Source organism: Marinoscillum sp., assembly GCF_965229915.1.
GTDB lineage: Bacteria > Bacteroidota > Bacteroidia > Cytophagales > Cyclobacteriaceae > Marinoscillum.
Window position 1 is genome coordinate 2,164,820 of sequence record NZ_CBDDJZ010000001.1, and the last position, 25,836, is coordinate 2,190,655.

A 25,836-nucleotide genomic window follows, 5' to 3' on the forward strand; every position below is an offset into this window, starting at 1 on the left:
ATCAACTCACTGCTACGGCGAGGTAATCATTGAAAGGTTTCATGAGTTGAAAATGCTCAACAATCAACTGGGCAAGTTGATCTGATTTGACCTTAGCGTCAGTAAGATCTGTCATTACCGTAAAACTCTTCAGCTTCAGAAATTCAATATTCGGATGATCTTTGGGATAACCCTTTGGGGCTGTTTTGAGTTTTTCTCCTCTTATCTGACCATAGATCTTCTTAAAGTCGGGCTGCTCCACAATTCGTTTTAACTCCTCCGGATTATAGTCCACTTCCTGACGTATTTTCTTTAATGTCTCCCCAGGTGGCATGTAGATACCTCCACCTACGAAGTTCTGCCCGGGCTGCAGGTGAAAATAATAGGAAGGATATTCAGAATGCTTGCCTCCCTCTGAGATAGCCACACCAAAGTTGGTTTTATAGGGCCGCTTATCGTTGCTAAACCGAATGTCTCTGTTGATCCTAAAAATACACTTCTTGGCCTCCAATCCCGCAACAGCTGGTTCAAATGGCTGCATGTCTTTAAGTATCTTTTCCACAAAATGGATGAATTCTTTTCGGCAATCCTGGTACCAATCTCTATTGGCATCCATCCATTCTTTGGTATTGTTTTGAGCAAGCTGCTCCAAAAAACTGAGGCTATTGGTAAGATTCATGTTCATATAAACTGAAAAATTCTCCCGGGGTTTTCTAGAAAGAGCTAATGTGTGACCGAAGAAAATAATTAATTTCATCGACATGTCTGAACAGAACTCGAACAACCGAAGAGGATTCCTTAAGAAAGCAAGCGCAGCGGCCATTGCAGGCAGTACCTTTAGTCTGGCGGCTTGCAATTTGGAAACCAGGAAAAATGTCAACATCAATTTCAACAATACCTACCGATGGAAAATGACAACCACTTGGCCACCCAATTTTCCAGTAGTGGGAGAGGGTTGTAAAATGATGGCAGAATGGGTGAAAGAAATGTCAGGAGGCCGCATGGAAATAACCGTGTATGGTGGTGGAGAATTGATCCCTGCTCTAGAAGGATTTGATGCAGTGAGCAGTGGAGCGATCGAGATGAACCATGGAGCGGCATACTACTGGGCTGGAAAGCTCCTATGCGCTCCGTTTTTTACAGCCGTTCCTTTCGGGATGAACGCCCAGCAAATGGGATCCTGGATTATCTCTGGAGGTGGACAACACCTGTGGGAAGATGTGTACCGGCCCTTTGATCTGCTACCAATGATCTGTGGCAACACGGGTGTACAAATGGGTGGATGGTTCAACAAAGAAGTCAACTCGCTAGAAGACATCAAAGGCTTGAAAATGCGTATACCAGGACTTGGAGGTAAGGTATTTGCTCAAGCTGGCGGTACTCCCATACTGGTTTCAGGTGGAGAAATATATACCAACCTGGAGCGAGGAGTATTAGATGCTACAGAGTGGATCGGACCTTACCACGACTATAAAATGGGCTTTCATCAGGTAGCTAAATACTATTATTATCCTGGCTGGCATGAGCCTGGACCTGTATTGGAGTTGATCTGCAACAGGTCTAAGTTCAACGAATTACCTAAAGACTTACAAGAAATCGTGCGCACTGGTGCCTATCGACTGAATCGCTGGATGATGGCCGAGTTTGATGCAAAGAATGGCGAATACCTACAAAAGATCATTGACGAAACTGATGTACGGTTAACTGCCTTTCCAGATGACGTAATGAGCGGGTTAAAAAAAGCTACCACAGAGGTGATAGGAGAGTTGATTGAGACTGACGCGCAGAGTAAACGCGTTTATGAGCATTACCATGCATTTCGGAAAAAAATCATGCCCTGGATGAATATCAGTGAGAAAATGTTTTACAACCAAATGACATAAAAAAACCGATCCTTCTCAAACGCGTTTGTCTGAGATTGGATCGGCCGTTGCCCCAACCAGCTATAAGCAACTGTGAAAATCTTGCTTAATCTTCAATGTTTCTTTTACCAGACCTAAGTTGATGAATCTGTGCTTAGCGATAAAAACTAATTGACCTAATCCTGTATTAGGTTGATGAATTTGCGAGTTAGGTTGATTAACAGAAATCAGCCTACAGCCGCTGCAAACGTGCAATCAACGCTTCACGCTTATCTTTGCCAAGTGGAATATGCTGGTCCCCAATGCTAATCTGCGAAAACCCTATGGTATCTACCTTATGCAAATTGACCACATAAGATCGGTGTATTTGCATGTAATGGTCCTGAGGTAAGATGCTGATCAGCTCCTTAAGCGTTTGCTTGACCAAATTTTTCTTTTTTGACGTATGGAGCTCTACATAATTGCCCTGCGCTTTGATATACAGCAAGTCCTCAAACTTCATCTTTACCAGCAAATACTCATCCTTGATAAACAGCGCATCTTTGGTACTGAATATAGGCTTATTGGTATCATCGGATTTGTTGGGAAACTGAAGGCTGTGATTGTATAGAGCTGTTTCAATGGTAGCGTAAAGTCCTTCCTTTTCAATGGGCTTAAGAATATACCCTGCAGGTTGTGTCTGAATGGCCTCTTCCACTGTGCGACGATCACCATGAGAAGTGAGATAGACAAATGGAATCTGATAATTCCTTTTGATCTTATCACCCAGCCATATGCCATTATGCTCCCCTTTGATCCGAATATCCAGCAAGATCATATCTGGCATATTATTCTCGATAGCGGCTAATGCATCCTCTGCGGACATAACCATATCTGTGACTTCATAGCCAACTTTGCGCAGCATGTCCGCTAGCGCTTCGGCTATGATTAGTTCGTCCTCTACAATTAATACTCTTATGTCTTTCATTTCTTAGGTATCATTAGCAGGCAATGGGCTCCCCCTTTGTTCTCAAAAAATACGTGCGCGCCAATCTGTCTTCCCAGGATTCGAATGAGTCGCAAACCTAAAGATCCATTGACTTCATCTAGCTGACTTGATGAGTACCCAGGACCATTATCGCTGTAGCTCATATTAAAAAATCCTTCGTGCTCAAAGACCTGCACCACGATCTCTCCTTGTTGTTCGTCGAATGCATATTTTACAGAATTGGTCACCAACTCATTGACAATCAACCCTAAAGGTATAGCATGGTCCAAAGTAAAGTCTAGTTCATCCAGCTTGAATTGGATGTCCACATTTTTTGCCATCTCCCCAAAACTGATCAATATCTCTCTACATAGTTCACTGAGATACTGATCCAGACGAATACGCTCCAAATGCTCATTTTCATATAACTTCTGATGGACAACTGCCATCGTTCGCACCTTACCTTTAGAGCTCTTGAGCACCTCTCTTATATGTGGGTCTTTCACATTCTCAATCTGCATGTCTAGAATACTGGCAATGATCTGCAGGTTATTCTTAACCCGGTGATTGATTTCGTGCAGGAGGACCTCCTTCTCTTCGAGCCTGCTTTGCACCTGTAACTTTTCATGGCGAAGTTCTTTGGTCTGGTCAGCAACCACTTTTTCCAAAATCCTTGCTCGCTTTTTGTCAAGCATACGAGTGTACTTCATACCTGCCCAAACGAGAACTATCACCAGTCCAACCATGAGCAAATAAAACCAGGTAGCCTCGTACCAGTAAGGTCTAACCCTAAAGTCTATGCGCATAGGCAGTCCGGTGTGAACACCATCGCTGACTCGCACCTCCAATGAATACTTGCCATGAGAGAGATTGTTAAACTCCACAATGTGCTCAGTCTGAGTCAGCCATTCTCCTGCTGGACTGGAATCCTGAGGGAAAAGGCGGTATTCGAGTGTGGCGGGTCTCCCCCAAGCAATGGGATTGAAGATGAATTTGGGCCGCTCTGACTGATTATAAACTGGCTTATACTGCGTAAGCTCCGAAAGACTTATCTGAGGTGGTTTACGGTTTTGAATGAGGGATGGTTGGAATCGAAATACCCCATTGGGTCCTCCCACCAAATAAGAACTTTCCGTCTCTTGACGAATCCAGGTATTGTTGACCATTTGGAGCCCATAAGTCACTCCATATAAAAATTGATCAAGCTGGTCATTTGTCGTCCTCTTTATAGATAATATTCCCTGGTCCGTAACCGCATAGAAACTGGAATCCGTCTCCTGCACCACATCTCTCACAATCACCGAAGACTTAGGTATGGACTGCAAAACACCAGAAGAGTTAATCCAATAGATATTATAAGCTCCATAAAGCCACAGCGCACCGTCCATATCTCGATATACACAGGTAATAGGCTCTTTTGGATATCCATTTTCTGAACCAATCATCCGAAACTGATTATTCTGTATGAGAACAATGCTTTCCTTACTATAAAAAACAACCTCTCCATTGCGCAACGTGCCGGTACTTTGAAAATCGATCCCCCGAAAAATGGGATGTTCAGAGTAATTGAAGAACTGACCGTTAGTGTACTTCAACAGATGCCCACTCAAAGAAACCGACCAAACATTGCCCAGGTTATCTCTGACCGGGTAAAACAACGTATTGTTAAAATAATCATCCGAGTAACTCAATGTGTGGTAACTCTCCTTGAGTGATTGGAAAATGGCAAGTCCATTGCCATAAGTAGACACCCACACACTGTCTCCATCCACAAACCCGGAAAAAGTGAACCGGTCGTCATCACCATCTGTGGAATACTGATAAAATGTGTCTCCTATTTTTTGAGCGAATGGTTGACCATTGGTAAAGTACCATGGGTCATTGTCCACTGACACCATGTAACTCACAAAGCCCTGTGAATGGTCCTCAGCCACCTCAAACACTGGCTGTTCAATTCTGGAAATTCCAGCTCCTAAATGCGCGACCCAGGTATTTCCGAATTGATCAACGAGTACATCGATGGGGCCTTTGCCCGACAGCCCTTCATTGTATTTATAATAGCGCTGAATACCCGCTGTATCAATCTTCAAAACCCCATAGCCATAGCAGGCTATCCACAAGGCCTCCTCGCTTGACGCCATGTTGTGCCCGGCATGATTAGCCGCTTCCTGCATCAAGTCAATTTTGAAAAAACCATCCTCGCTGTACTGATAGGTGCCAGCATAAAAAGTAGCGATCCACACCTTGCCATCAAACAACTCAAAACTACGTGCCTGATTGATGTTTTTAATTTTGAACAGCGAGTCATTTCGCTGCAATACGGGGTGGATTCGCTCTGTGGCTATCCAGATTTGACCGTTTGGGTCCTTTATACTATAAGTAGTCCAGGGGGACTCAATAGCTGCTTCATAACTGAGTACCTGACCATCTTCATAGAGCAATAACGCATTGGTCTTGGTAGAAATGGCAAGCTCTCCAGAACTGTATTGATTGATTTCCGTCACAAAAATTCCTGGGAGATCCATGGAATAAAATGTGCTATCCTGTAGATAACCCAGCACATCCCTCCCGCCAATCCATATCTTGCCATCCTGATCCTTCCAGCAGGCTTGCAGTTCAGAAAAAAAAGTAGAGTCGATTCCTATCTCATAGGCTTCATGGCCATTGTAGATGTAAAAGCCATGTTCTCCCACGAAAAACATCTCCCCAGACTCTCCCTCAGCGATATCATAAAGATCGTTTTCTGGAAAACCGTGAGATTGGTCCAGATACCTGACGTTAATTTTCGCATTATCCTTGTATAGTAATTCGTTTTGAGTTGGGTAACTATTACCGTAGTTAACCTGATGTGGTGTGAATGTTACTGATTTCCATTTAGAGGGAGCCTGGCCAGTGTACTCCAATTGCATAACTTCTTTCTTTAGGGAAATCCCTTGTTTTGGCTTCACGATAGCCTTTGCTTCTATGGACACGGGAAACCTGCTAACGAGAGCAGGCATACCTCTGAGTACGGGTAAATCTACCCAGGATGTATCCACTTGAGCATATCCATAATGACAGTTAATCAAGAGGTAAAAGCCAAACAATATTTGACTGGTTCTTCCCATTAGCAGCTGGAAGATTGTCCAATTTTAGCGAATAGGCAAATTCAATTGACGGATTATGCATATCATACTTCGTAAAGGCTTTTATGAGTGATGGGAATAAAAAAAACCGACCCTCCCCCTATCAGAGAAGAAGCCGGTTTTAATTTCACCCAAATGCGATTCACATCGATTCAGGACGCCCTAGACCTCACCCTAACCCTCTCCTAGAAGGAGAGGGAATAGGTTCCCTTAATGATTTTTTCGATGATCTCTCAGCTTCTTGATGCCATAGGCTCCGCCTGCTGCCAGCAGGATGCTCAACCCACCATCTATCGGTGTGGCTGGTGGTGCACCCGGTTGTGCAAAAGCCGGCAATACAAGTAAAAGTGCTGGTAGGACAAGTAGGGATTTGTATAAAAGATTTTTCATGGTTTTTGTGTTTTTATGTTAGCGTCAAAAGCCTTAAGTCATCTTGAACTTGTTCCGCATGGAATGTCAGGATCTCTTTAATAGCGACCTGAACGATCTCGATAGATTCTGAAATAAATTCAGAATGACCATCTTTTTGGGCTTTTGACTTCTATTTCAAAATAATCTTGTGTGACTGCTCTCCGTCGGTGATGATGTAGACACCTGCCGGGAGATTCGTTTCGATCTTAGCAGACCTGCTGAGTTTTATGCTCAACAGTCGCTGGCCGTCCAGGCTAATCAAATCGATGGTTCTTTCTGAGCCTTCAGGTAGGTTGATGTAGACTGTCTGCTCGTAGGCGTAAACCTGAATGTCATTGGTTTCTAACCCGAGTACTCTTGCATTGGTTACCAACTCAAAGCGATCAGTGAACTGACCTGCAGCCGTAGTAAACTCATAGCCATTGTCGGAATGAACCAATTCGCCGGTCAGCCTATCTCTAAGGTATAGGAACTTATCCGTAGCCTCCGCCATATCTATCTCAATAGAATAAAGGCCGGCCTGATCCACTGAGTAACCGAGCTGTATCACCTCCTTATTTGAAGTAATCGTCTGGATCGCTAATGGTTCATGAGCTTTTATGCTATAAACTGAATAGGGTATGTTGGTGGAAAATACTTTGGAATCATAACCTTTGACCAGAGTATCATCACTTACGGATTCATTCCAGGCCAGAAGTGTTTGTTTGAAGAGCCCTTCCTCATGTGTCAGATTGATTCTAACTCTTTGTGGAGTGCTAGTGGAGGTTCTAAAATAATTATCATCGTCGTTCTCACAACTTACCCGCATGTTTTCTTTGAATAGTATGTTGCCTTGTTCACCATCCAGCTTAACAAAAAAACCTTGCATAGACCCAATGTGACCATTCCAACGAGCTTCATTATCAGGGCCATTGTTATCTGTGGCTCCAGACTTGTTGGCCACAATGTAATCGCTATTCGAACCTCTTCCTGTCTCAGATCCATTATCATCCCAGAGGTAAACATCTCCAGTGATATAGCCATTACCGTCTATAAATGCATCTATATCGAGCGCTGCAGGGTAAGGATTGCTCACCAAGTGCCATCCATCATTATCATAGCTTGCACCTCCCAAAATCACATTGCCGTCATTTGGTCTACCGGTAAATTCAATCAATTGCTGGTCTGCCTGCGTATACCCTCTACCTGGAATAAGCTGATCATAGAAAGCATCAATCCACCTGTCCAATGAGTTGGGGTCTGCACTTGCAGATTCATCGTATTTGTATACATGATCACCGAGGTTTTCACCCGTGGTTGTACCAAACTCAACCGGAGAACCAATGAAACTGTATTTTCCATCGGCATAGCGTGTGTTTCTTTTAAACTTGATATTCCCAGCTATGGTATTTCCATCAAATGTGATGAGTGATGCTCCAGACTCCACCGTCATGGTGCCATAGTTTGTTAGGTTTCCATTCACCACTACTGTACCATTCACCATCAGCGAATTACCAGATGTGATCGTGAGGTCATCACATTCGAACCCTGCTGATTCGCTATAGTCCCCATCTATCTCTACATTATCAGACGCTGTAGGACCTTCACCATTATCCCATACTGACCCATTCCATATGACTGGTGGACATAGCTGGCCTGCATCAGATATGGTCCAGCTATGGTTATTAATTAGTGATTGGCGAGCGTCACTTGCTTCACAGTAGTTTAGTCCTGTCGCTCCCAGGGAAACTGAACCGGGCACTGAGCCACTACCTTCCCAGCCAGTAAGTGTTGCATCATAGTTAGCCGCAGTAAGTGCCGTACCGTTCAGCATCCCGTTCATATTGGTAATGGTGCTAATATCCCATGAGCCTAGATCTGCATCAAACGATGACGCTCCAGAGAACATCTCCTGCAATCGTGTAACACTTGATAAATCTGGCGCATCTGTCGCTGTGTAAGTCAAGTTGGTACAGTTTTGGAAACTACCCCAAAACTCTTCCCAAACGATATCTCCCCACTGACTAATCTCCACTAATTTCGATCTGTCCTGAAGTCTTATGGTAAAATAAGGATAGTCTCCTGTGATTTTAACGGTATACTCACCTTCGGCCGCATAGGTATGTATGGGTGCAAAAGTCCCCGTATACGTATTTCCGTCACCATAATCAACTGTATAGCCCTCTGAGGTCAACCCTGGCCTTAATTGTAACTCATTCCATGTAGAGCTACCATCATTGGTAATCTGATACTTCATGGTAAAGGCCGCCGCCTCTTCAACTATCAGAGTTTGAGCGGCAACATTCGATTCGAAATAGGACGAAGTTTCCTCAGCCTGAGCCGAGATAGTAGTGGTACCAGGACCCTGGATGACCACTTTATAAGTGTACTGTGGAGACTCCACAATAGTAGCTACATCTGTGTCTGAACTAGTTACAATAGTAGGTGGCAATCCAGACGTGTTATCAAAATCGAGCTCAATCTCACTCACATCTCCGTAAGTAATATCATCAAATGGGTCAAAACTTAATACTTGAGGACATTTACTGGTAGCTCCTGAGATGGTCCACGAATGATTGTTTTCCAGATCATCGATACCGGTAGTTTCACAGTAATTCAATCCATCAAGACTTAGTGTAACGTTACTCTGAATAGTAGTGAGTTCTGACCATGCTAAAAGCATCGCATCCACATTTTCCTGAGAAATTGCCGTATAACTTAGCATTCCTCCCATGCTGGTTACATTACCTACATCCCATCCACTCAAATCTCCTGAAAATGGATCTTCATAGTAACTTAATGACCTAAACATATTGGCCATGGTGGTTACGCTACTGACATTCCAGTCTGACACGTCTCCATTGAAGTTGGGACAATACGCAAAGGTCCAGCTCATATCAGTGATGGAGCTGACATCCCAATGATTTAAGTTGACACTGTTGATGCCTGATTCCTGAAACATACCCTGCATACTTGTAACTCCTGAAAGATCGGGTGCATCAGTAGCTGTAAGCGTCAGGTTAGTATATCCCCGGAATGCGTTGGCCATTGTGGTCCATTCTATGTCACCCCACTGATCTATTGACCGAAGCTTATCCGCGGTACCTGTTGGTAAGCCACTGATCGTGGACACCATCCCGGAGAAATTTCCACTGATCTCCACCACATAAGTCAACCCATTGGTTAGTGAAGAAATCTGAGTGGAGAACCTTTCATTGGAAAGAGTTGTCGATGCTCCGGGGTTAGATTCCAGATAATAGGTCACATCATAAAACCCAGAACCTACATCATCAATATCTATGGTCCCGTCATCGGTAACCCACGTAGTGATGAAGGCATTTTGAGCCATTAAGCCACTTGAGGTCGCTATGTATAACAAAATTAGAGGTAGTATTTTTCTCATATTCTTAACTGAATTGGTTTAGCATTTCAGTGGTGAATATGATTTATTAGCCTACCAGATCACACTCGATTTTAGTAAAGGGCGAGTAAAACCTAGTGAAAGGAAAAATAAAATGAGGCAAAACGATGACTAGAGTAATGGCAAACTTTCCATAAATTCTCTACGATAGGACTTACCAATCTGCACCTTTTTAGATCCAATGAATACGTAACCCTCTGATATTGCATCAATCTTATCAAAATTGACCAGGTATGAGCGATGAATTCTTCTAAATCCGAAAGGATGCAACTTATCTTCAATACTTTTGAGGGTATGACTTATTAGAAACATACCTTTATCTGTGTAAATATTCGCATAATTATCATCTGCCTCTACATAGTGAATCTCAGTCGGCTTGACAGAAACGATCTCTTGTCCATCTCTCACAAAAAATTTTTCAGGTAAATCTGGCTTTTCTGGTTTTTTAGTTTGCAGCCTTGAAAGAGCCATTTCTATATTCACTAAAAGATCCCTTTCATTGAATGGCTTAATCACATATCCCGCGGGACTTGTTCTTTTGGCTCTGTCGACTGTTTCCTGATCATGATATGAAGTCAAAAAAATATGAGGTATCTCTAGTTTTTCTGCTAATGAAATTCCATCCTCATCACCTTCAATATTTATGTCAAGCAACGCAATATCAACAGTCTGACCCTGCAAACAATTCAAAGCCTCTGTGGCTTCATCAGCCACTGCAACCACCTGGTAATTATTCTTTTCCAATGCATCAACGATCACATCTGAAATAATAGGCTCGTCTTCAACTACTAATATCCGTGCTTTAATCATTTAACCAATTTGTATCGAGACATTACAATATTCACTACAGTGCCTGATTTTGTTACAATCTCAATTTCTGCCTTTAGTTTTCTGGATAGTGACCTGATCAATTTCCAGCCAAATGAGTTAGATTCTGACAATTCCTTCTCATCCATCCCAACTCCATTGTCCATAACCTGGGCAACCAGATTATCAGCTTCCTGTTTTATTTCTATTCTTAATAAACCCTTACCGGTGGAGAAGGCATACTTCAGTGAATTTGTTACCAATTCATTGATGATCAACCCAAGTGGAATCACAGTATCAATATCGAGTTTCAGACCATTGGTATTTACTTCGTAATCAACCCTTTCCACATCTACTCCAAATGCGACAAACAATTCAGAACAAAGACTTTCAAAATAATCTTGAATGTCAACACCACGAACATCATCTGTAGAGTAAAGTCTCTGGTGTATTAGTGCCATAGATTTTACCCGATGTTGACCCTGTTTTACTGCGTCAATAGCTGCTTCGTCTTCCAGCGAGCCAGCCTGTAGCTGCAGTAAACCTGATATAACCTGGAGGTTATTTTTCACGCGGTGGTGAATTTCTTTCAGGAGGGTTTCACGCTCTTCCAGAGCTGATGAGATTTGTAAGTTTTTGTGTGAAAGCACATCAGAGGTTTTCTTTTTTGTAACGTACCCAAAGTATAAAAAACCGGCTACTACCAGCAAAAGACCAAATCCAAGAAGAATTAAATTACGCTGATTTTTAGATTTGGCTAGCGACAAAGCGGCATCTTTTTGCTCAAGCTGAAGCTCGGCTATTCGTTGCTTATTTGTAGCTGTCTCATACTTTACATTAAGCTCACGTGCCAATTCTGATTGCCGTTGACGGTGCAAACTATCCTTGAGAAAATCGTACTTTTCCATCAGATACTCCGCTTTTTTATAGTCACCTTCTAACTTTTCAAATTCCACTTCTATGCCAAGAAGTTTAATGAAGACATTCAAGTCACCCACGCGATTAGCATAAAAATAGCCACTATCGAGACACACTCTGGATCGCTCATACGCTCCACGTAAAAAATGATACTGAGTCAGATTCTGATAGATAATACCAAGTGAAGCCAGATTACCAAGCTCTTTATTGTACCTGATAGCCTTTCGGTTGTATTCAATGACTTTTTCATGATTACCTAGTTGGTCATAAACGATCGCTCCATTAAGGTGTATTCTGGACATTATTAAGTAGTCATTTGCTATCTCAGGGATAGTCAAAAGGCTATCATATATTCTTAAAGCAGAATCTGGTTGGTTCATTCTGCCATGCCAGGTGGCCAGGCTGATTAACAAATGATACTTCTCATCACTTGGCTGCAGAAGTGCCTGATCATACATTTTACGCGCTAGACTCAGGTCATTCGATCGCTGAAACAGAAAGCCAATGTAAGTCAGTGTCTTTACCACCTCATCGTTCATTTCATGATCTTCAAAGTACTGCAGCGCACTTGTAAAACTCTCCTGAGCATCGCTCATGCGTCCTTGAGCAAGTAGTGTTTGTCCAATACCAAGACGGCAAAGTGCTTCCGTTTGCATGTTGTTCTGAGAAGAGGCTAGATTTTGTCCCTTTTCAAAAAATAGAAGTGCAGAATCAAATTGGGACTGGATGCGATAACACTCACCTAATATCCGAAATACTTCTGACTTTTGGGAATCTGTAAACGTTTTGTCATTGAATACTTGACTCAACAGATGCTGCACCGTATCAGGGTTTTTATTGATTTGCTCCCTGGCAAAATCAAATACATTAAAAGACGGAGGCTGGGAATAAGAGACTACAACAAGAAAAAGGGCGCAGGCAAACCAAGCTCCTCGGACGATTCTAAGCATATCTATTAGTCGAAATAGAATTTAAAGCCCAAAAGATATAATGAAATCAAGAGGAATGCCTGAAAATTTAAAAAAACCGACCCTCCCCCTATCAGAGAAGAAGCCGGTTTTAATTTCACCCAAATGCGATTCACATCGATTCAGGACGCCCTAGACCTCACCCTAACCCTCTCCTAGAAGGAGAGGGAATAGGTTCCCTTAATGATTTTTTCGATGATCTCTCAGCTTCTTGATGCCATAGGCTCCGCCTGCTGCCAGCAGGATGCTCAACCCACCATCAATCGGTGTAGCTGGTGGTGCTGATGGCTGAGCCATTGCTGGTAAGACTAGTAATAATGCTGGTAGAACGAGTAGGGTTTTGTATTGTAGATTTTTCATGGTTTTTGTGTTTTTATGTTAGCGTCAAAAGCCTTAATTCATCCTGAACTTGTTCCGCATGGAATGTCAGGATCTCTTTAATAGCGACCTGAACGATCTCGATAGATTCTGAAATAAATTCAGAATGACCATCTTTTTGGGCTTTTGACTTCTATTTCAAAATAATCTTGTGTGATTGCTCTCCGTCGGTGACGATGTAGACACCTGCCGGGAGATTCGTTTCGATCTTAGCAGACCTGCTGAGCTTTCTGCTCAACAGTCGCTGGCCATCCAGGCTAATCAACTCGAAGGTTCTTTCCGTACCTTCGGGTAGGTTGATGTAGACTGTCTGCTCGTAGGCGTAAACCTGAATGTCATTGGTTTCTAACCCGAGTACTCTTGAATTGGTTACCAGCTCGAAGCGATCGGTGAACTGGCCTGCAGCTGAGTTGAAGCTGTAACTTTCTCTGCTTAAGTCGATGGTCTCTTCTGTGTGCTTATCTATGAGGTAGAGGGTTTGTCCTTGAGCCGCATCCAAATCGAGAGAGAAGGTGTAGATTCCCGCTTCTTCCACCTGGTAAGTCAGTGGGATCAGCTCCTTCTGGCTGGTGATGGTTTGGATCGCCAGGGCATGCTCACCTTTCATCGTATAGAGCATATTGGCTCCACTTGTACTAAACACTTTCCCATCATAGCCTTTTGTCAGTTCGGTATCACTCACCTCCTCATTCCAGCCAATTACTGCCTGCTTGAAGAGTCCCGCTTCATTGGTCAGATTAATTCTGGCAACGGGCAATGAGGTGCTACTTGTTCTGAAGAAGTTTTCGTCAGCATTGCTGCCTGATACCCGCATAGATTCTGTGAAGCTCACTGTTCCAGGGGCTCCATCCATTTGGATGAAAAAGCCCTGCATCGCTCCTATGTGATCGTTCCACCGGGCTTCATTGTCTGGGCCGTTGTTATCGGTAGCGGCTGTTTTGGTCACGACTATGTAGTCACTATTTGATCCTCTTCCTGTATCAGAGCCATTGTCGTCCCAGATGTAAATAGTACCAGTAATGTCTGCATTGCCATCAATAAAATCATCTACGTGAATGGCCGCTGGATAGGGATTGCTGACCAAATGGTAGCCATCATTAACCCTGGAGGTGGTGTAGCTGATGGTGCCATCATTTGGCCGTCCGGTAAACTCAATGAGTTGTTGATTGGCCTGGGTATAGCCCTGACCTGGAACTAGTTCATTGGAAGAAGCATCAATCCATCGAGCCAGTGCATCGGGATCGGAGGAAGCCGCTTCATCGTATTGGTAGACATGAGCTCCCAAATCAGTTCCGGTGATACTGGCATCCTGCTCTACGGGTGTTCCCACAAAACTGTACTTGCCATCGGCATAGCGGGTGTTGCGCTTAAAAGTAATGTTGTCAGAAACCGAAAAGCCATCATAAGTTAACAGCGAGGAGCCTGAATGGATCGTCATACTGCCATTATTGATTAGGTTCTCCTTCACTTCAAGTGCCGAACCATTGTTCACACTGACACTCCCTGTAGTGGTGATCGTGAGGTTTTTGGCGGCAAAGAGACCTTGTATAGAGAATGCATAATTCTCGCGAATCTCTACATTATCTGTATTATCCGGAATCAGGCTCGGCGATGAAGACTCACCTAGATTCCAAATGCCGCCTTCCCAGATATACGTTCCTTCTGTGACGGTAATCATCTGCTCAGCATCTAGAGCAGCGAAATAGTAATCATTTCCTGCTTGTGATGCTCTAATGGTGGCAGTACCCGGACCTTCGATGACTAACTGTCCGTTCGAAATGGAAGCAACCGATGCATTATCACTTTGATAGTCCAGAGCAAGACCAGAGCTCGCGTTTGCATAACTGCTCAGATTAAAGTTCTGATCTCCTTCTGTTTTGTCTGGTAATGGGTCAAAAGTGATTGTCTGACCAGCTTTGGTTACCGTCAACACCTGCTCAACATTCTCAGGAGCATTCCAATCATCATTGGCCGTCAAGCTTGCTGTAATCGTAATTGTACCAGGCTTATGGAGATTGACTATGCCACTACTGCTCACTGATGCAATTTCAGAATCAGAACCTGACCAGGTGATATCTCTATCAGACCTGGAGCTACTCTCATCACTCAAATCAAGATCATCTGCGTTCCAAACCACCTCATCGAGTGATTCAAAGAAAATCTCATCATCTCCTTTCAAAATAGTAACAGTTCGCTCCACATTTTCAGCAGCATTGTATTCACTATTCCCGGCTTGACATGCGGTCACAATAACGTCTCCGGCGTGTTTTGCGATCAAAAAACTACCAGATAGCTCTGCATTGTCATTATTCAGTGAATAAGAAACTTCCAAACCTGAAGAAGCAGTGGCTCCAAGACTAATCGCTTCATCTCCCAACTGCATATCTGACGGTTGGTCGAAGGTTATGGTTTGGTCCTTCACAGCATAAACGGTCTTGGTAATGGCTGCCGTAGCTTCTCCCGTACATACATTTCGAATCACTACACTCACTTGACCGCTAGAAGCATTTTCGGCCACAGCCACTTTCACCATTATTTGAGAATACTCTGTAATCTCCCATCCCTCTGGAAAAGTCCATTCAAAAAAGGAGCTTAATTCATCTTCTCCTGGAGTAAAACCAGTCAATGAATAGGTACCCGTTCCCCCCTCTTCAATAGATCCTGATCCAGCGACACTCAGATTCACGAGATATGTTTCCATCTGTTGCATCGTATACTCCGTGCAGCCATTTAAAGAGAAAAAAGGAGTTGAGCCTCCGGTTACATCGTCATCATTTTTCGAAGCAACACTAAAACGCGAAAAAGTTCCGGAGCTGATTTCAATAACCTGTGAATTGGATGTGGATGAGTACTCAGATGTAAATTCACTTCCTAAATCCGGATAAACCTGACTTACTACATGACTGGTGGCTAAGGGATCGTCATTAGACCAGTGTATACCTACATCCGCATATGGAGAGCCAGACTGCTCAATGGTGGGTTGCAACATGGTAGGTTTAGCGGGAGCAGGTAGCAAAAAGTCGACGATGATTTCATCAGATGAGGAACATCCATTGGAATTCGTAACCGTCACACTGTATGTACCATCTTCTGTTACATCGATGGTTTTGCTGGAAGCTCCTGTGGACCAGGAATAGGTCATCCCTGATGGCAGATCGCTTCCTAGTGTTTCTGTTTCGCCTTCAGTGGATGTAAAATCTTCACCCAAATCAATGGTAGGAGCATCACATTGGGCATAAAGCCTAATACCTGTCCCTGTTTCAGCAACAATAATATTGTCATCATTGACGCCATTCATCATGAAAGCTGGAGTAGTGGAACTCACCGAAGTATAAGGTGAAGCAATGCCTTGACTATATGTACCATCTGATCCTGTAAATGTGACTGACCCTGTATAGGTGCTTCCATCGGCCAAGATGATCCCTCCCACGTCGTAGCCTCCGGCATCATTTTCATGAATGCTATAACCTACTGTGCTTGACGAACCATGGGTTGCATCGAATAGCACTTCATCCGATTTTGTGAGGCCAGAATAATTTAAGAACACAAGTTCTTCATGTCCGGAGACTGTTTTCGAACCCGTTAAAACAATCTTATCATCAATCAAGACATCATGAATGGTATAGGTGCTGGGAATGATAACGCTGGATTCTGCAAAGGAGGTACTCAAATAAACCAGACTGGTGGTGCCGTTAGCCATCGCAGCAACAATGAAATAATTTGAGCCAATGATTCCTCCATTCAGGATTTCACTGACAGCCGAGCCTGCATCAAAACTTTCATCTCCTCCTGCAGTAGATGAGCTACTATTGAACGAGTAGCCATAACCCACAAAGCCAACTGTGGAGCCACTGTAGTAACTGAGATACACCCCTCCACCAACGACATAGATATGTCCAGAAATCTCATCTGAGGTACCTCCATACTCTACGTCATCAGAAAATGTGACATCCGTGGTGTATCTAACTATTCTCACATTGTTTGCTTCACCTGACACTTGTTTGTGAGCACTTACATAAATGTTCGAGCTAGTGTTGAGATAGTTGAGAAAAGTGATATCGGAAGAAACAGACCCAATCATACCAACTGACTCAGTAGAGCCCAAGAGTGTTCCGGAGGAATTGTACTTTCTGACAGCATATCCATTTTGGCTTGTTGTTACTGCATCGTCAGGGTTGATATTGATCAGCGCATAGATGTTCTCTGAATCGTCAAAGGTTAGTGCTACTCCATGCTCTTCAGAACTTCCATGTGCAGTGGAGTAGACTTTTTCCCAATCCTTATTACCATCCGAGTCGTACTTTAAAAGATGCGCGTCATAATCAGAACCAGTAAATACTGTCGCGAGTATGTATACATCACCATTGGAATCGGAAAGCACATCGGCTACTTCTATAGATCCCGGACCATTGGGGTTACTGTAGGAAACGGACCACTTATCGGCCAATTGGGCACTCAGTGGCTGCAATGAAAGTAGTAAAGCAGCAGAAAATAATAGTAAAAATTTCATAGGACGTAAATTGAATTAAGGATTCAAATTCGTCCTCCTGAGATAATTATAACAAGACAATTTAGTAGGATGACCATTTATCCTAGTAGGATGACCAATCGATTTAGTGAATCAAATCAGCGTGAGCCGGTCCATAAGTTCCTTACGATACGACTTGCTTATTTGCACCTTGTGTCCTTTCAAAAAGACATAATTTTCTGAAATACTGTCGATTGCATGGAAATTGATCAGGAATGAACGGTGGACTCTAAAAAATCCAGGTGTTGCAGTTTTTCCTCCACACTCTTCAGCGTATGGCTGATAATGTATTTGCTACCCTCAGTGTACACATTGGTATAATTATCAAACGCTTCTGCATAAAGGATTTCATCTGACATGAGAGAAATGATTTCCTGATCTTTTCTAACAAATAGCTTCTCAGGAGCACTATTACTCTTGGTGATGATCCGCTTTCTATTCAGCCCTAACTCGACATTGGCAATCAGGTCATTTTCTTGAAATGGCTTCACCAGATACCCTGATGGGTTTGTTTTACCCGCTCGTTCAAGGGTTGCTTTGTCGTAGTATGATGTTAGAAAAATAAATGGTATTGAAAGCTGCTCAGCCAGCGAAATTCCATCCTGGTCACCTTCAATATTGATGTCTAGCAAAGCCAGATCCGGGCTGTACTTGGCTACTGCATTTAAGGCATCTTCAGCCTCATCTACAATGTCACAAACTGTAAATCCATTAGCTTCTAAGGTCTCCGCAATGTCATCAGCAATAAGCGGTTCGTCTTCCACAATCAGAATGGTGGGTTTACTCATACCACTAACTTATACTTGTGCATAATCAAATGAACAGCCGTCCCTTGATCATTTATTATATTTATCTCAGCTTTTAGCTTTCGAGAAAGAGATTTTATCATTTTCCAGCCAAAAGAATTGGAGGTTTTTAAAGCCACTTCATCCATCCCCTCTCCACTGTCTCGAACAATTAGTTCCAGCCTACCGGAGGTCTCGGTAAGATCAATATTTAACACTCCGGCTTCTTTACCAGCAAAAGCATACTTTATAGAATTCGTAATGAGTTCATTGACAATCAATCCAATCGGAATTACCGTATCAATGTCCAGTTTGATGCCATTAGTGTTTACCTGATGATCAACATGGCTTACTCCAAACGCGGCAAAAAGAGCAGAAAGCAGGTTTTCGAAGTAATCCTGAATATCTACACCCCTAATATCCTCTTCGCTGTACAGCTTTTGATGGATTAGAGCCATTGATTTTACCCGATGTTGCCCTTCCTTCACAGCACTGGCGGCAGCTTCATCTTCCAACGAACCAGCCTGTAAGTTGAGCAGGCTGGAGATAATTTGGAGATTATTCTTCACACGATGATGAATTTCTTTTAGCAGGATTTCACGCTCCCTTAACGATCTTCTTTTACTTCTAAATAAAAGGAAGAGCAATACGGCTGCAAGAAGTACAACTGCCGAAATAGCAATAAGAATATTTCGTTCGTTTTCAGATTTTGCCAGAAGCAACTTACTTGTTTGTTGATTGAGTTCCAGTTCTGTGATTTGGTTATCCTTCTTCTCAGACTCATACTTTTCCGTCAGCTCCAATACAGTCTTGTTATTCCTATCATTCAGCAAACTGTCCTTGTATAATTCATAATCCAATCGGTACTTATAGGCAGAAGCGTAATCATTCGTACTGGCATTTACTCTTGCCAAACCAAGAAGCGCATCTCTTATTTGTTCTTTACTATTAGCTTTTCGGGCTCCCTCCAGGCTAAGCTCCAAATTCGTGAGTGCTGACCCATATTGCTCTTGCATCCTATAAAGCTCCGAAATGTTAAAATAAGTGCGTGCTAGTTCTCTTTGCTCCCCTATCTTCTCATAGGTCTTAAGAGCTTCTTTGAAAAGAATAAGTGTAGAATCCTTTTTACCCAAGTAATAATATAGAATCCCCAGATTGCTTGAGCTTGCAGCCAAATCTCTGTATGCTTTTGCTTGTTTTCTATATTTGATTGCAAGTTTGTTGTACTGGAGAGCTGAATCGTACTGCTTTCGCTTTCTGAATTCAATGGCGATATTGTTATAGACATTACCAAGGCTTTTATCATCCTTCGCTTCCTCTTTTATTGGAATGGCTTTTCGATAATATTCTAATGCTTCGTCCACTCTATCAATATTGGATAGCACAATCCCCAGATTAATGAAATTTGAGCCCAGCAATTCGAGATTTCCAATACGCTCATTAATTGCTATTGATTGAAGGAGGTATTCAGAGGCCTCTTCATAATTTCCTAGATCTTGTTCCAGATAACCTAGATTATTTAATGCAACAGCCTTCCCTTTCTCATCCTTGATCTTCTCAAAATAAGTAATTGCCATCTGATAGTAAACTCTACCAGAGTCAAATTGGCTTAATGTTCTGAAAGCCGTACCAACATTATTATAGCTCTCAGCCAGGCCCCGTAAGTAATTAGACTCTTGACTGAGTGACAGGGCACGCTTACCAAGTACCACAGCACTATCTGGAAACTCCGAGGAAAGGTTGTATGCACTCAAATAGAGTGCGCTGATTTTGGCTGTATCAGATTTAGAATCAATATGATTTCTCAGGCTGTCCCACTTAATTGATTGCGAAAAAGTCAAAGTGGGGAACATTATAAATAGACAAAAGAAAAATCTCATTCAGTCTTTGCTTAGGAAGAGTAACTCCTAAAAATACACAAATGGCTTGTAATTTTTCGCCTGGACACAACAAATGAAAACCGGCCCTCACGATTTCTCGCAAGTGGCCGGCTTAATTCCTGAATACGAATCATCATCGATCCAGGACGCCCTATGCTGTTTGCCACCTCCGCCTGTCGATGGCTCCAACATGACATATCATGTTGGGATTCTGTCTATCACCTCACCCCAACCCCTCTCCTCGAGGAGAGGGACTTCCTATTAATTGCTCTTTCTGTGATCTCTCAACTTTTTAATTCCATAGACACCGCCAGCAGCCAATAGGATGCTCAACCCGCCATCAATAGGAGTAGCTGGAGGAGCTGAAGGTTGCGCCAATGCAGGTAGTGCACATAGTAAGACTGGTAAAACAAGGATTGATTTATAAAATAGATTTTTCATGATATTATCTTTTTAACCTCACCCCACCCCCCCGAGTCGTCGGACCGCTCCTAAAGGAGAGGGGTCTATCGGAGAAAGTTTATTTTAAAATGATTTTGTGTGAATGCTCTCCGTCAGTGATGATGTAGACACCTGCCGGAAGATTCGTTTGGATCTGGGCTGAGCGACTCAGCTTTCTGGACATCAACTGCTGACCATCGATACTGATCAACTGGAAGGTTTTCTCTTCACCATCCGGCATGTTGATGTGGATCGTTTGCTCATGAGCATAGACCTGGATTTCACTTCCGTCAAGAGCTAGTACTCTCATGTTGGTCACCAATTCGAAGCGATCTGTGAACTGACCTGAAGCTGTGTTGAAGCTGTAGCTTTCTCCACTTAAGTCAATCGTTTCTTCGGTATGCTTGTCTCTCAGGTAAAGCAATTGACCCTGTGCTTCCTGAAGATCCAGCTGCAAGGAGTAAACCCCTGCTTCTTCTACTTGATAAGTAAGTGGAATCACCTCTTTTTGACTTGTGATCGTTTGGATGGCCAGATCATGTTCACCTTTTTTTGTGTAGAGCATATTCGCTCCGCTGGTGCCAAATACTTTGCCATCGTAGCCTTTTGCCAACTCTGTATCACTCACCTCTTCGTTCCAGGCGATGACCGCTTGTTTAAACAAGCCGTCTTCATTGGTCAGATTAACTCTTGCGAGTGGATTCGAATCAATGCTTGTACGATAGAAGTTAGCGTCTGCATTGTTTCCAGTCACACGCATTTCTTCTGTAAAAGTCACAGTACCTGCTGATCCATCCATCTGGATGAAAAAACCTTGCATGGAACCAATGTGGCCATTCCATCGACTGACATCTGGGTCTCCATTATTGGTGGCTCCGGATTTTGTCACGACAATGTAATCGCTGTTAGAGCCTCTCTCGGTATCGGACCCATTGTCATCCCAGATGTAAATTGTCTCCGTGGTAGCACCGTTCCCATCTATGAATGCATCTACATCAATGGCTGCAGGGTATGGATTTCCTACTAGGTGATAGCCATCGTGAGTGGCTGAAGCAGTATAATTAATAGTACCTGAGTTTGGTATTCCCTCAAATGAAAGTAGCTTCCTATTGGCTTGTGTATACCCTTTCCCAGGGACTAGCTCATCTGCAGCTGCGCCAATCCAGCGACTCAGTGCATTCGGATCAGAAGACGCAGCTTCGTCGTATTTGTAGACATGTGCTCCCAGATCTGATCCTGTGACACTTGCACTTTGCTCCACCGGTGAGCTAACAAAACTGTATTTGCCATCAGCGTAACGTGTTTCTCTTCTAATCTCTATTGGATTTCCTGTTACAGAATGACCATCATAGGTGATCAGTGTTGACCCTGACTGAGCAATTATACTCCCAAAGTTGAAAAGATCCGTACTTATTTCAACGAAGGAGAAGGACTCCATCAGGATATCGCCATTGTTGAGTAGCAGCCCACCAAGCTCCAAGTTTCCTGATCCTTCGATGGTTAAAACCGCCGGCGAATTGACCGTGAGATCAGTTGCTTCGAAGGTAGTTTCGTTTTCAATTGTGTAATTTCCATTAATAATCGCGCTGGAAGTTGCTATTGGCCCAGTTCCATTGTTCCAGGAAAAGCCATCCCAGGTAATGTCTTGAAAGTCTACAGTAAAGCCACTATTGAAACTTGTGACATTGTTGAATATGGATGCGTCATTTCCAGTGAATGCACTGTTTTCAAACGTAAAAATCAGCCCGTCTACATATGCATTGCTTGTTGCACTTCCCGAGAGCGTCAGTGTAGCACTAAAACCATCGTCACTTACAGTGAGTATTGGCGTAAGTCCGTTTGGGAGGTTACTAATAGAGTAGTCACTTACCGAAAGTGTAGTTCCCGCATTCGTAAAAGTTTCGTCTATCAAATGAATTGTGGCACTTCCAAGCAACATAGTTGCATTTGTAGGAGACTTGTAAAAATTAAGATCATTTTGTTCGTATTTAAAAATACGATCGTATCTAGATCCAGTAACAAATAGCTGAGTACCATCTCGACTAAATGCTATGTCACCTATGAGGTCATCTTCACTCCTAAAACTGAAATTCCCGACATACGTTGCACCTTTTGTCAGATCAAAAGGCACATTTAGCATGTATTCATTTACATCATCTCCTTGGTTTCCAGAGATAAACAGCTTAAACCCATCGTTAGAAATCACTATACCGCTTGGATTATTTTCTTGAGTAAAGCCGAATGGCGTACCATCAAACGTTACACCTGAAGTGATGTCAAAGGGAGTTGCCAAACTGTATTGATTCACCTCTTTCCCAAATCCACCTAGCATATACAGTTTGCTTCCGTCTGGACTAAACGTTAATTCAAGAGGCTGAATATCTTCAGAAGTTACATCTAAAGGATTACCATCAGGTGTTACACCAGATGAAATGTCAAATGGATTCGAAAGGGAATACTGGTAAATTGCGTCGGTATTTCCCACGATATACATCTTTGATCCATCTCTGCTGAACGCCATACCAAATGGATTGTCCTCTTCATTGGAAACGTCAAATGAATTGCCACCATATTCTGCTGTAGATAGGTCGTAGGCAGTAGATAGGTCGTACTGAAAAACCGCATCGTTATCCCCACCCAGAATGAATAAACGTGTTCCGTTATCATTGAAATCAAAAGCACTAGGTGACATGTCTTCTGCTGTGTAGTCAAAATTTTCTCCTCGATAAAGCGTTTCAGATGGATCAAAGGTTGATCCGTAAACAAGAGAAGGGTTATCATTATTTCTAAAGTCAATCCCAAAGCCGCTTGCATGCATGACGGCATTTTGGACGTCATCAGCTACACTTGAGGTGAAAGCTGCATCAGTAAAGGTGAAAACCAAGCTGGCAATGTCATCTGCGTTTTGGTTGTTCGTAGCCCTTCCGCTGAAAGATAGCGTTGCTGATTGACCATCTACAGCCACTTCCAGCTCTGGTATCAAACCAGCAGGAAGATTGTTAATATTATAGTGAGTGCTAGAAACAAGAGCACTACCAGCATTTACGAAAGTATCGCCACTTAGGTCAATACTGAGCTCCCCTTCCACAGAGCCATTGTTTAGGACTTCCAAAAACTCATCTTGGACAGATATATGACTGTAGGCCAATTCCCTAAGGCCGTTTTCAAAAGAGATACCAAATCCACTTGAAGCGTTAGTAGCGTTGGATACAAGAGAAGCATCTCCTGACCCAAACGCAGAATCTTCAAATGTAAAAGTGAGATCAGCTACACTATGTATAGCTAGGTGGTTTTGCGCATTTCCAGAGAGCGTAAGCGTGGCGGCAGTGCCATCATCGCTTACGGTAACGATAGGGATCAAACCGGTTGGCAGATTGTTGATTGAATAATCAGTACTATTCGTCAACGTACCTGAAGGGTTACTGAAGGAATCATTCGTAATTCTCACCACAATGGATCCATCCACTGAACCATCATTAGTCTCAGTTTCTTGAAATCCATTTTCAGCAAGGTCAAACTCATGGATACCTGTGTTTGCTGCAGCTACGAAAAGTTTCCCTTCGGATTCAGCATAGAAAAGATCCTGAGGAAAAGAACCTACTGTGCCGCCACTGTTTACTTCGAAAGGTTCGTTGGCTTCTGTTAAGTTGGAAGTAATGTCAAATGAAGTTTCTACGTCATACGTATGTATTAACGTTCCATTCTGAGATGTGAGGAGCAGTTTGTCACCAGACGAATTAAAGGCCAAGCCTGTGCCGGAGAATATAGCCAACTGACCTGAAGTCCCGGCTAAAGTCGCAGAACTCAGATCATAGGCTGTACTCAGATCAAATTGATATATCTCTGACTGATTACCTGAGTCTTCAAAGAGTACAAAAATTCTCGTTCCGTCATTGTTGAATGCTATCTGCTGAACATCTCCACCACTAGGTTCGGTGATATCCAATGTGGCTTCAAATGTATCGTCCGATAAGTCGTAGGCACTACCCAATCCATATTGGTATATACTGACCGTAGTGCCAGCAGTACTGTGCGTATAAGCATCGCCAGCGAAGTAAAACTTAGATCCATCAGAATTGAACAGTAAAGAACCAATGACGAAAGACTGGAGGAAACTAATAGTAGGCCCATCTGTCATACTGCTTGACAGATCGAAAGGAACCGATAGCATGCGTGAATTAACTCTGTAATTGCTATTGAATGTAGAGAAAAATACCTCTGTCCCATCATCACTAAATATGAAGCCCGTTTCTGATCCAGATGGATTAATACTTGCCGCTAGTGATGCAGTCCCTGCTAACTCTAATTCACCATATCCATAGGAAAGAGACCCAGAGCAGTCATCCGAAAAATTATCAAAGTCTCCGAATCTCGTAAAAGTGGCATTGGGGAACGGATCAGTAGGATCATCCACCTGTACGCATGTCAGGTTATCATTGCCGTCAAGTCTTATAAAAGTAATTGCTTCATTATTTCCATTGACTAAGTTGATCGTCTCTAAGAGGCTCTCTGTACTGGAATTGGAAGAATTGAAATCAACACTTGTCAAATTGAAAAACCCAGAAAAATCCCAGTGCTTGATAAAGGTGCCTCCGGCACCTATCCCTTGAAGACCTGTATTCTGAGAAAGATCAATAGCACTAATGGGATTATCACTAATGGTCAAAAAATCAAGATTGGTAAGTGTACTTACATCTATGGAAGTCAAACCCAGACCTCCACAAGCCAGCACTTCTAATCCAGGAAGCAAAGTGAAATCAGGTATGGTTACAAATGGGTTATCACTGTACAGGAGAGCTGTCAAGGCTGTATTTGCCGAAAAATCCAGACTTGTTAACTGATTCTGTCGGACATCTAGTCGTACCAATTCGAGATTGTTAGAGATATCTAGGGCAGTCAGGCCATTGCCAAATATGAGAAGAGTATCCAATACCGTATTAAGAGAGAGATCAATAGTGGTCAGACTATTATTGCCAATGTTGAGCAATGTCAAATCTGAGAATGGTGTGGCATCAAAACTTGTGAGGCTGTTGGTCGATATCTGCAACTTAGTAAGATTGACAAAAGCTTCGAGCCCGGTATCATCACTGATACTCTTTGCCACCAGATTCAACTCTCCGGTGTAGGCTTCTGCTTCAGCTATTTGTATTTCACTATCTCCATTGATATCAATTACTGGATCGTGCGCTAAGAGAGCGGCTTTAAAATTCGCATCAGGTATGGTTACATTTTGAGCGTGAACTTTGAATGATATCAGCGCACAAAACAATGTGAAGAGTAGAAGCCTGCTGTAAATAGGCACGTGTGTCTTTGGTATTAAATAATTATTCATAGCATAAAATTTTTAGAGCGTTTTATGCCGTGAAATTGGTGAGGTGGACCCTTGG

Annotated in this window: 13 protein-coding genes and 1 pseudogene; 1 reads left to right on the forward strand and 13 read right to left on the reverse strand. The window is 42.9% G+C overall.

Features of this window, described 5'->3' with window-relative positions:
* Position 1 precedes the first annotated feature (1 nt).
* Positions 2–664 carry a DUF2461 domain-containing protein gene (locus ACO067_RS09425; protein WP_421873365.1) on the reverse strand — a complete coding sequence of 221 codons (663 nt, stop codon included), beginning with the start codon at positions 662–664 and terminating at the stop codon, positions 2–4.
* 76 nt (positions 665–740) lie between these two features.
* On the opposite strand from ACO067_RS09425, the gene ACO067_RS09430 reads away from it, so the two are divergent.
* Positions 741–1,862, forward strand: coding sequence for a TRAP transporter substrate-binding protein (locus ACO067_RS09430; protein ID WP_421873367.1), 1,122 nt, complete (start codon positions 741–743; stop codon positions 1,860–1,862).
* 211 nt (positions 1,863–2,073) lie between these two features.
* Here the strand turns inward: ACO067_RS09430 and ACO067_RS09435 are convergent, their stop codons facing one another.
* The 12 genes and pseudogenes from ACO067_RS09435 to ACO067_RS09490 all read right to left on the reverse strand — a co-directional run bounded on the left by ACO067_RS09435 (position 2,074) and on the right by ACO067_RS09490 (position 25,781).
* Positions 2,074–2,808: a LytR/AlgR family response regulator transcription factor gene (locus ACO067_RS09435; protein ID WP_421873370.1), complete on the reverse strand. Its 735-nt coding sequence runs from the start codon at positions 2,806–2,808 to the stop codon at positions 2,074–2,076.
* Positions 2,805–5,915 (reverse strand): histidine kinase dimerization/phosphoacceptor domain -containing protein, encoded by a 3,111-nt coding sequence (locus ACO067_RS09440; RefSeq protein ID WP_421873374.1) that lies wholly within the window; start codon positions 5,913–5,915, stop codon positions 2,805–2,807. The genes ACO067_RS09435 and ACO067_RS09440 overlap by 4 nt, the downstream gene beginning before the upstream one ends.
* Before the next feature lie 228 nt (positions 5,916–6,143).
* Positions 6,144–6,323 (reverse strand): PID-CTERM protein-sorting domain-containing protein, encoded by a 180-nt coding sequence (locus ACO067_RS09445; RefSeq protein ID WP_421873377.1) that lies wholly within the window; start codon positions 6,321–6,323, stop codon positions 6,144–6,146.
* 151 nt (positions 6,324–6,474) lie between these two features.
* On the reverse strand, positions 6,475–9,726 hold the full coding sequence (locus tag ACO067_RS09450; RefSeq protein ID WP_421873379.1) for a BspA family leucine-rich repeat surface protein: 3,252 nt from the start codon (positions 9,724–9,726) through the stop codon (positions 6,475–6,477).
* A 129-nt stretch (positions 9,727–9,855) separates the two neighbouring features.
* Entirely contained in the window at positions 9,856–10,554 is a 699-nt protein-coding gene (locus ACO067_RS09455) for a LytR/AlgR family response regulator transcription factor (protein WP_421873381.1), read from the reverse strand.
* A complete protein-coding gene (locus tag ACO067_RS09460) occupies positions 10,551–12,419 on the reverse strand; it encodes a tetratricopeptide repeat-containing sensor histidine kinase (RefSeq protein WP_421873383.1) in 1,869 nt (622 codons plus the stop codon). The genes ACO067_RS09455 and ACO067_RS09460 overlap by 4 nt, the downstream gene beginning before the upstream one ends.
* A 198-nt stretch (positions 12,420–12,617) precedes the next feature.
* Positions 12,618–12,797 (reverse strand): PID-CTERM protein-sorting domain-containing protein, encoded by a 180-nt coding sequence (locus tag ACO067_RS09465; RefSeq protein ID WP_421873385.1) that lies wholly within the window; start codon positions 12,795–12,797, stop codon positions 12,618–12,620.
* 151 nt (positions 12,798–12,948) lie between these two features.
* A complete protein-coding gene (locus ACO067_RS09470) occupies positions 12,949–17,325 on the reverse strand; it encodes an Ig-like domain-containing protein (protein ID WP_421873388.1) in 4,377 nt (1,458 codons plus the stop codon).
* Positions 17,326–17,436: 111 nt separating this feature from the next.
* A pseudogene (locus ACO067_RS09475) lies at positions 17,437–18,131 on the reverse strand (LytR/AlgR family response regulator transcription factor).
* Positions 18,128–20,008, reverse strand: a complete 1,881-nt coding sequence (locus ACO067_RS09480) for a tetratricopeptide repeat-containing sensor histidine kinase (protein WP_421873390.1) — start codon at positions 20,006–20,008, stop codon at positions 18,128–18,130. The pseudogene ACO067_RS09475 and the gene ACO067_RS09480 overlap by 4 nt, the downstream one beginning before the upstream one ends.
* Before the next feature lie 261 nt (positions 20,009–20,269).
* Positions 20,270–20,449 carry a PID-CTERM protein-sorting domain-containing protein gene (locus ACO067_RS09485; protein WP_421873392.1) on the reverse strand — a complete coding sequence of 60 codons (180 nt, stop codon included), beginning with the start codon at positions 20,447–20,449 and terminating at the stop codon, positions 20,270–20,272.
* Positions 20,450–20,528: 79 nt separating this feature from the next.
* The gene (locus ACO067_RS09490) at positions 20,529–25,781 is read right to left on the reverse strand and encodes a hypothetical protein (RefSeq protein ID WP_421873394.1); all 5,253 of its coding nucleotides are present in this window, start codon (positions 25,779–25,781) and stop codon (positions 20,529–20,531) included.
* Positions 25,782–25,836: the final 55 nt, after the last annotated feature.